Source organism: Endozoicomonas sp. Z74 (genome assembly GCF_057680865.1).
On the sequence record NZ_JBLYZI010000164.1, the window covers coordinates 1 to 8,285 of the forward strand.

At 51.0% G+C, this 8,285-nt stretch carries 7 protein-coding genes, 1 tRNA gene and 2 rRNA genes; 8 read left to right on the forward strand and 2 right to left on the reverse strand.

What is annotated here, in order from left to right; translation table 11 throughout:
• The 5 genes from ACNRUY_RS25210 to ACNRUY_RS25230 form a co-directional block, all read left to right on the forward strand.
• Nucleotides 1-208 (forward strand): 23S ribosomal RNA (locus ACNRUY_RS25210); the annotation flags it as partial.
• A gap of 159 nt (nt 209-367) precedes the next feature.
• Nucleotides 368-483: ribosomal RNA gene (gene rrf / locus ACNRUY_RS25215) — 5S ribosomal RNA — on the forward strand.
• A 434-nt stretch (nt 484-917) separates the two neighbouring features.
• A complete protein-coding gene (locus ACNRUY_RS25220) occupies nt 918-1,967 on the forward strand; it encodes an ABC transporter substrate-binding protein (RefSeq protein ID WP_488114429.1) in 1,050 nt (349 codons plus the stop codon).
• Nucleotides 1,967-2,701, forward strand: coding sequence for an ABC transporter ATP-binding protein (locus ACNRUY_RS25225; protein ID WP_488114430.1), 735 nt, complete (start codon nt 1,967-1,969; stop codon nt 2,699-2,701). Before ACNRUY_RS25220 ends, ACNRUY_RS25225 begins: the two co-directional genes overlap by 1 nt.
• Nucleotides 2,701-3,486 (forward strand): ABC transporter permease, encoded by a 786-nt coding sequence (locus tag ACNRUY_RS25230; RefSeq protein WP_488114431.1) that lies wholly within the window; start codon nt 2,701-2,703, stop codon nt 3,484-3,486. The genes ACNRUY_RS25225 and ACNRUY_RS25230 overlap by 1 nt, the downstream gene beginning before the upstream one ends.
• A 4-nt stretch (nt 3,487-3,490) precedes the next feature.
• On the opposite strand, the gene ACNRUY_RS25235 is transcribed toward ACNRUY_RS25230, so the two are convergent.
• Nucleotides 3,491-4,411, reverse strand: coding sequence for a LysR family transcriptional regulator (locus ACNRUY_RS25235; RefSeq protein ID WP_488114432.1), 921 nt, complete (start codon nt 4,409-4,411; stop codon nt 3,491-3,493).
• A gap of 150 nt (nt 4,412-4,561) precedes the next feature.
• On the opposite strand from ACNRUY_RS25235, the gene ACNRUY_RS25240 reads away from it, so the two are divergent.
• Nucleotides 4,562-5,464 carry a DMT family transporter gene (locus tag ACNRUY_RS25240; protein WP_488114433.1) on the forward strand — a complete coding sequence of 301 codons (903 nt, stop codon included), beginning with the start codon at nt 4,562-4,564 and terminating at the stop codon, nt 5,462-5,464.
• Between the two features lie 145 nt (nt 5,465-5,609).
• Nucleotides 5,610-5,685 (forward strand) — tRNA-His (locus tag ACNRUY_RS25245).
• A 19-nt stretch (nt 5,686-5,704) separates the two neighbouring features.
• On the opposite strand, the gene ACNRUY_RS25250 is transcribed toward ACNRUY_RS25245, so the two are convergent.
• Complete coding sequence (locus ACNRUY_RS25250; RefSeq protein WP_488114434.1) at nt 5,705-7,300, reverse strand: FGGY-family carbohydrate kinase; 1,596 nt, start codon at nt 7,298-7,300, stop codon at nt 5,705-5,707.
• A gap of 72 nt (nt 7,301-7,372) precedes the next feature.
• Between ACNRUY_RS25250 and ACNRUY_RS25255 the strand changes: the two genes are divergently transcribed.
• Nucleotides 7,373-8,074: a glycerophosphodiester phosphodiesterase family protein gene (locus ACNRUY_RS25255; RefSeq protein WP_488114435.1), complete on the forward strand. Its 702-nt coding sequence runs from the start codon at nt 7,373-7,375 to the stop codon at nt 8,072-8,074.
• Nucleotides 8,075-8,285: the final 211 nt, after the last annotated feature.

The following is an 8,285-nucleotide window of genomic DNA, read 5'->3' on the forward strand; positions in this document are numbered from 1 at the left end:
GTGTCGCCAGACGCATTGCCCGGTAGCTATGTTCGGACGGGATAACCGCTGAAAGCATCTAAGCGGGAAGCCCCCTTCAAGATGAGACTTCCCTGAGAGCTAGACTCTCCTAAAGAGCCGTTAAAGACTATGACGTTGATAGGTTGGGTGTGTAAGTGCTGTGAGGCATTGAGCTAACCAATACTAATGACTCGTGCGGCTTGACCATATAACGCCAAAGCGATTTACTGAAATCGTTCCAGACGATTTTCAGCACTTCCTCCATCCCTGGAGGTCGTACGCCATACATAGATGAGTGTGAAGCAAGAAAACAGCTTAATTACCGGATTCCAGACAAGAGAAATAAACTTCTCTTGTTAAAGTTTCGCCTGGCGACCATAGAGCGTTAGAACCACCTGATCCCATCCCGAACTCAGTAGTGAAATGACGGATCGCCGATGGTAGTGTGGGGTTTCCCCATGTGAGAGTAGGTCATCGCCAGGCACTTAATACAAAAGCCCGAACAGGAAACTGATCGGGCTTTTTTATTAATGGTTTGGCATGGGTTAATGTTCCGATCATGGACAGGTAGCGCAGCTACCCATGTGACAAAATCGTTAGGAACGATTTTGGACTGCCTTCAGGCAGGCCCCGGAGGGGTGAGTATCAGGACGATACGAACAAAGTAGGTCATCGCCAGGCACTTATTAGAAAACCCCAATCGAGCAATCGGTTGGGGTTTTTGTTTATGGTCAGAAAAATGACCGAACGAACATGATCCTATTTGCTTTCAAAGGCCAAAACCACATGGGCTGCCCTCATTCATTACAATAACATTGTGAAAAATAAAATAATTCGCCTACTCTGTTTAGCAAGCTAACTTTGGGTTCCACTCAACCAAGGCTTTCCCTTTTTATCAAACCGTCAGATCTTTCAATATGCTGTTCGTGAAGCGGATTCAGTTTGTCTTTGTGCTGTTAAATTTGGCGTTTTTCTATAGCTATTTTGCAGTTGCTCAGGTTAAGGAGAAAGCAGAAAAAGAGGTGCTGCGGTTTGGAACGCTGAATTTCATGTCAGGTGGCATCATTGCAGTGGGTAAAGAGAAAGGGCTCTTTTCAAAACAGGGCCTTGATGTGGAAATATCGACTTTTGATTCTGCTCAGAAAGTTACTCTGGCGGTCGCGTCCGGTGCAGTGGATATTGGTCAGGGGGGAATTACCGCTGCAGCTTATAATCTGGGCAGCCGTCATCAGCTTAAAATCATAGGCGGGAGCACCCGGGATATTAAAGGCTGGCCAGGTTCAGCCTATGCGGTTTCCAATGCCCTATGGAGCAAAGGTGTCCGAAAGCCTTCGCAGCTGAAGGGAATGAAGATTGGTATTCCTGATATTGGCTCTACCCCACACTATATTGCAGGAATGTTGGCTGACAAATATGGCTGGGTTCTTGGCAAGGATATCCAGCTGGTCCCCCTGGGGTCAGTAATGGCCATGAAAGCGGCTTTGTATAACGGGAGTATTGATTGGAGTGTGTTTCCCAGCAATATTGCCCACCGTATGGAAAGCGAGAAAATAGCCCATGTTATTGGGCATGTGGGAGAGGAAACGCCATGGCAGGTCTCAGCGATCCTGGCTTCAAAGGGCGTTTTGCAAAAGAAGCAGGATGTGTTGAGGCGTTTTTTGTCAGCCTATTATGAGACGGTTCAATACTATCGAAAGCTATTTATGGCATCTTCTGCTAAAGAGTATGCTACTGATCGTGATCAGGTCGCAGAGATTATTTCCCGGTTCGTACTTCCAGCCGTTTCCAAAAAAGAGGTTCTTGGTTTTCCCGTTTATCTGGATCCCTACGGAGAACTGGATGTAAACAGCCTGAAGAAGCAGTTAGAATGGTTCAAAAAACAGGGAATGGTTTCAGATCGCATCCAGATCAGTGATGTGGTTGCCAGCGAGTATGTGACCTTCCTTGATGATAAAGCGGGAGAGTAATGATTCTACTTGATCGTGTCCATTTTCAATTTCCAGGTTTTGAGGTGCTTCAAAACCTCAGTTTTACGGTTGAAGCAAATCAGACAACGGCTATTCTTGGGCCTTCAGGCTGCGGTAAAACCACCTTGCTAAAACTATTGTCTGGTTTACTTCAGCCCACATCCGGAAGAATCGAGCATTCAAAAAGCCATCTGGATACAGGGTGTGTATTCCAGGATTTTCGTTTACTGCCATGGTTCACAGTTTTTGACAATGTTGCCCTGGGGCTTAAAGCCAGAAATGAGCTTTCGGGTAATGATGTCAAAAACAGGGTTGATAGTGTGTTATCTATGGTGAAGCTGGAGGCCTTTGCCGCCCGATATCCCTACCAGCTTTCTGGTGGCATGCAGCAGAGAGTGGGCATTGCCAGGGCTCTGGTGGGCGAGCCCTCACTGTTATTAATGGATGAGCCTTTTTCCTCGCTGGATGGCCAGACCCGGTGCTTGCTGGTGGAAGAGTTCAGGGCCTGGTGTCAGGTTTTACCGATGACCCGGGTTCTGGTGACTCATCAACTGGAAGATGTGATTGATCTTGCTGACCGAGTGGTCTTACTCAGCTCAGGTCCCGCCAGGGTTCTCCAGAGTATTGATGTGGGGGAGTACTTGGGCCGCTTTGGGGCGCAGGCATTTCGTGAAGTGATTTGGGGCGTGATGAAAGCGGAAGTGCTCAAGGCTGACCAGAGGCCAGTGATTTGATGAAAACCATTTTCACAGGCCTGCTCAGCCTGGTTGCAGGTGTGCTCCTGTGGCATGTCCTTTTGGCCTGGTTAAACCCTGGAAGTATCCTGCCACTGCCCTGGAGAGTGTTTATCACTTTTACGGATTTGCTGAGTACCCGGGACTTTTATTTACACATAGGGGCCTCAGTGAAGATATTGGGTATAGGCTGGCTGGCTGGCGTGTTATCCGGCTGGCTGACCGGGCTCCTGATCGGCCTGTCTGTTGTTATGAGAAGGGTGCTGTCCCCCTGGTTGGTATTGCTGTTTCCTATCCCAAAAATAGCGCTGTTGCCGGTGTTTATTCTTGTATTTGGTATCAGTGACACCGCGAGGATTGCAACGATTATGGCTGGCGTTTTTTTTCCCGTGGTGTTCTGCGTCTATCAGGGGGTTCGCTCGGTGCCTCTTTCCTTGATTGAAATGGGAAAAACCTTTGGTCTGACGAGGCTTCAACAGGTCAGGATGATTATTATTCCCGGGGTGCTTCCCCCCACTTTTCTTGCTTTTCGGCTGACCACGGCTATTGGTTTGATACTGCTGGTTTCTGCAGAAATGATTGGTGCCCGATACGGGATTGGGGCTTTTATCCTGGGGGCTGGCTCAATGGCTCAAATGGAGCAGCTGTTTGCCGGAGTCTTGATACTGTCTTTGTTTGGGTTGTCTCTTTTCATGGTTTGGGAGCTTTTGGAAAAGAGACTAATTCACTGGAAGGGGCGAGGCAATCAACCAGGAGGTACCAATGATGCAGTCTCCCTGCTTTAACTTATCAGTCTTTCAACCTTTCAGCCGCTTTCAGAATTTCCTGCCTTAGCCAGATTAACCCCGGGTCACTGTCTTTCAAAGGGTGCCAGGCCATCTGATGGTGATAGCTCAGCCCCTGGTTACCGACAGGGTGCCAGGAAAAGCCATAGCATTGTTGATAATACTGGGCTGCAGCGCAGGGCAAGACTGTGACAGCGCCCATTTTTTCCATCAGTCTTGGGACGGCGACGAAGCCGGTAACGGTGATGGCGACTTTTCTTTCAAAGTTTTGTTCCCGGCACCATTGATCCATTAAAGCCTGGGAGTGCCCCCAGTTAGAGGGGTAGATAAAACTCAGGGATGCCAGGTGGCTCGCTGAAAGTGGGGTCTGATCCGGTGCCAGTGATGTTGCGGAAGCCACCACCAGCTGCTCATTCAGAAAGCGGTACTGTTTTAACTTATCCGACAGGTGTTGTGGGCTGGCAAACCCTAGGACAATATCAGCTTCCCCGGCTTCCAGCTCTTTTGAATAATCGCAGGCCTTTAGTCCTTGCAGCTCAATTTGAACACCCGGTGCTTCCCGGGTGATCTGCTCCATCAGGAGGGGCAATAACATCAGCTCAATATAGTCTCCTCCTGCCAGGCGAAATTTACGGGTACTGTTAGCAGGGTCAAAACCTGGTTTCTGGTTGATTCCCTGTTCCAGCAGAAGCATAGCCTGACGGATCAGTGGAGCGATGGATCGGGCCTGCTCTGTGGGGGCCATGCCTCCGTGCACCGGTATAAAGAGTTCATCATTGAACTGCCGTCGGAGCCGTGAGAGCGCATGGCTGACCGTTGACTGGGAAAGGCATAGACGGTTGGCTGTTCGGCTGACGCTGCCTTCGGTGATAAGCAGGTCAAAGACTCTGAGCAGGTTAAGGTCGATCCGGTTGATGTTAGTCATTGGCTGGTCAGTAGGAAGGGGGATGTCTTCGCTTAGGGTAATGAGGTATTAATTTGATGCATAGCAGTAATGGTAATGTTTCATTTTATCAATAGATAACCCCTGAATAAAATGACCGCCCTGTCCAAAACAGCTAAGTCGCTATTGACCATGTTACGAAATTATTTCTTTCTCCTCGGAATTGGTTCGATCTGGGGTTCTCAGTTTATCTTTCAGCAAATGGCAGTAGCGGATCTTCCTCCTCTCTGGGTCGGTGCCGGTCGTTCACTGGTGGGGTTCCTGACATTGCTGACCATCTGTCAGTTCCTCGGCCTTAAGGGCAAAGGGGGACAGTGGTTCAAGTTCAGCCTGATCGGGCTGCTGGAAGCGACCATTCCTTTTGTTCTGGTGGCCTGGGGGCAGCAATACCTTGATACTGCGGTTGCCGCTATTTTGATGGGCACCATTCCATTCTTCACGGTCATGCTTGCACCACTGGTCATTAAGGGGGCACGCATTACCCTGGCAGGGTTGGGCAGTGTCGTTCTGGGCTTTGCCGGATTGGTTATGCTGTTTTATCCGGAGCTGGTGGCGGGCACGGGTGAAACCAACTTGCTGGGCGCCGGAGCGATTATTTTTGCATCGGGTTGTTTTGCGGTAGCGCTGTTGCTGCTGAAGGGCATTCAAGACGAGCACCCGCTGGTCATTGCCCGCAATGTTCTGGGTACTGCGACGATCCAGATTCTTGCCGTTGCACTGCTGATGGCTCCGGTTACCACCATTGAGCCCTCCCTGCCCAGTGTTGCTTCTGTCGTTTATCTGGGAACCCTCTGTGCAGGGCTGGTTTATTTTCTCTATATGATGCTGATCCGGGATGCAGGTCCTGTATTTGCCTCATTGAATAATTACCTGGTGCCAATGATTGGTGTACTGCTTGGAGCCACCATTAATCATGAGGCGCTTTCCGTCCATACCTGGGGGGCATTGCTGCTGATTCTTATGGCGGTGGCGTTTAATCAGCTGTTTTCTGCCTGGAAAGGACGTCAAAAGCCGTCTGGGCCCGCCCTGGCATAAGCAGACTTTCAATGAACGATCATAAATTCATGGAAAATCAATAAACTGGACTTGCAAGCCGCCGCGGTTTCCTTATAATCAGCGGCGTCTGGTGAGGCATGAAAGGTTTTCTTTAACGCTGAAGGCTCTCTTACAGACTGAAATGGTGGGCGTAGCTCAGTTGGCAGAGCTCCGGATTGTGATTCCGGCGGTCGAGGGTTCGAGCCCCTTCGCCCACCCCATTTTCTTTCCCTCCTCTGATTAATTCTCCTTCTCTTTCATCAATCTTCGATATTTCATCTGATCTTCGTACAATTCAAGAAACACCGAATACTTCCTGTCGTAAAATGAATTCAGTTGGGCTTCTGGCTCGATGATCTCAGTGTATCGGGTCATTGCGCCCATGGCCTTTTCAATATCCGGATAAATGCCTGCAGCCACGGCTCCGGTCAGCGCACCGGACATCAGCATGGGGTTGTGTTGTTCCGGCATTGCGGCCGGGCAATTCATGGCATTGATATGCTCCTGCATAAAGAGCGGGTTTCTGGCCAGCCCTCCGGCAGGCATCAGAAGTTCAAAGTGATAACCCGCCTGTTCCAGGTGTTCGAAGTTATGGCGAGCTCCAAGCGCCAGTGCCTGGAGGGTGGCCAGGTAAACCCTTGCAAGCGACTCCTGACTTTTATCCAGGGTGAGGCCGGTGATCATACCCTGCAGGCTCATATCCACCCTGGGGCAGTGATTGCCGGCAAAGTAGGGAAGAACATGAAGGTCCTGGGTCAGCTCGCTGATGCTGCAGTGACCTGAAGCCATTTTTGTCAGCAGCTGGTGCAGAAATTCGTAAACACTGATGCCCAGGCTGACGGCGCTGTTTTGAACCTCGGTAAAGGCTGGGTGAGAAGTCAGAATATGATCAATCAGTGCCCCTCCCGCCGTCTGTCGAACAAAATTCATGTGATAGCCCGGCAGTGGTGACGGAAAGGGGCCTCCAATCCCATGGGCTTTGATGGCTTGCTGGTGGAAGGCCATATAGACCGATGAAGTGCCACCGATCATGCTGAGCCTTCGGGTAATGTCCACAGGCGTGTCTTCACTTCTATCATTCCAGTGGCGGGCCATGATGGTGGCGAGGGTACCGCCGAGGCTGTCAATCATGCCGGTGGCCACGGGGGTTCCTGGTTTCAGGCCCAGCTGTTCTGCACTGTCCGGGGTAAGGCCGGAAGCAATAGCAGAGCAGAACGGCACCTGCTCTCCCTCAAGTCGATCCTGAATATCAATCCCCAGCTGTGCAAACTCCACAGCAGGAATGCCTGAACCGGTGGACGTGGGGGAGAGGGTCTTGCACCCGGTGCACTTCCAGGTGAGAAAATCGCAGAGATCCATCAGGTGATGGGTTTGCTTCCAGGTATCAGGCGCTTCCTGATAGAGCCATAACAGTTTGCAGAGATTGGTTTCAGGGGTAACTTGTGAGCCTGCGCCATTGAGCAGGCCGGGATGCATGCCTGCAATGTAGCTGGCCTGGCGCGCTGACCGGTGATCCATCCAGCCCAGTATGTTGGCTTTCTGGCTCTGGGGGAGAGGCACGGGGGTCATCTCCTCACCAAGCAGTACCATGGAGTAGGTGGCGTCGATACCAATGGACTGGATCTGGGCCGGGGTGATGGGGTTTTCCCTGAGCAGCCGGTTAACGCTGTGAGTCATCGCCTGCCAGATATTGTCTGAGGAGAACTCCAGGGTCAGAGCGGTTTTCCAGACCAGCAGGGGTTCTTCATTGCAGGCCAGAATCTGCCCGTCCAGGTCCACCAGGGCACTGCGAAGGGTGTGGGTGCCCACATCAATACTGAGTAAAACCGGCTGCATCTATGTTACTGTCCTATCAGAGGGTGAGTCAGAAAGCATAGTCTGCCAATAAAAGGGTTTCCTGAAATGTGGATGAGCCGCGTGATTGGTCACAGGGGAGCCGCAGGAGTGGCTCCTGAAAACACCCTTGCGGGAATCCAGGCGGCGGCACGGCTGAGGGTGCCCTGGGTGGAGCTGGATGTCACTCTGCTGGGGGATGGCGTCCCCGTTCTTTTTCACGACCGGCGACTGAACCGGACTACGGGGCATACGGGGCGGTTGAACTCTCTCAAGGTCAGTCAGCTTTCGGAAGTGGATGCCGGAAGCAGGTTTGCAGAGGCGTTTTCCGGTGAGCGTATCCCTTTGCTCAGTGAGGCGTTGTCGATGATTAAAACACTGGGCCTTGGGTTGAACCTTGAACTCAAGCCCAATGGTTGTTCCCTTCACCGGCTGGTGGATAGTGTGGTTGATGCGCTTCAGGTGAGTGGGTTTCCAGAAGATAAACTGCTGGTGTCCAGCTTTAGCTATAAAGCGTTGCTTTTGTTCAGGGCCCGTTCTGATTATCCCATTGGCTGTCTGTTTGAGTCGTTGCCCCGGGGCTGGCAGGGTAAGGCGGAAAAGGTCCGTGCCCTGAGTCTCCATTTGAAGGCCGGGCGTCTGACCCAGGATCAGGCATTCCAGGTAAAGGCGGCGGGTTATGAGCTGTATTGTTATACCGTGAATTCAACCCGTCAGGCTGGGCAGTTGATGGAGTGGGGGGTGGATGGTGTGTTTTCAGATTTTCCTTTGTTATAGAAGTAATTATTACTAAATAAAAAAACATTTTATAAGACCAAGTTCATTGGTAAGGGAAGGTGCGATTAAGTCCCTAGCCATGAGATAATACTCCCATCGCTTCCAGCTTGAGTTTCTGTCCATGAGCCAGCTTAGTTTCGCAGACATCGCAGACAGTGAGTTTGTCCATAAACGCAGAACCACCCGCAAAGAGCGCTTTCTGGCAAAAATG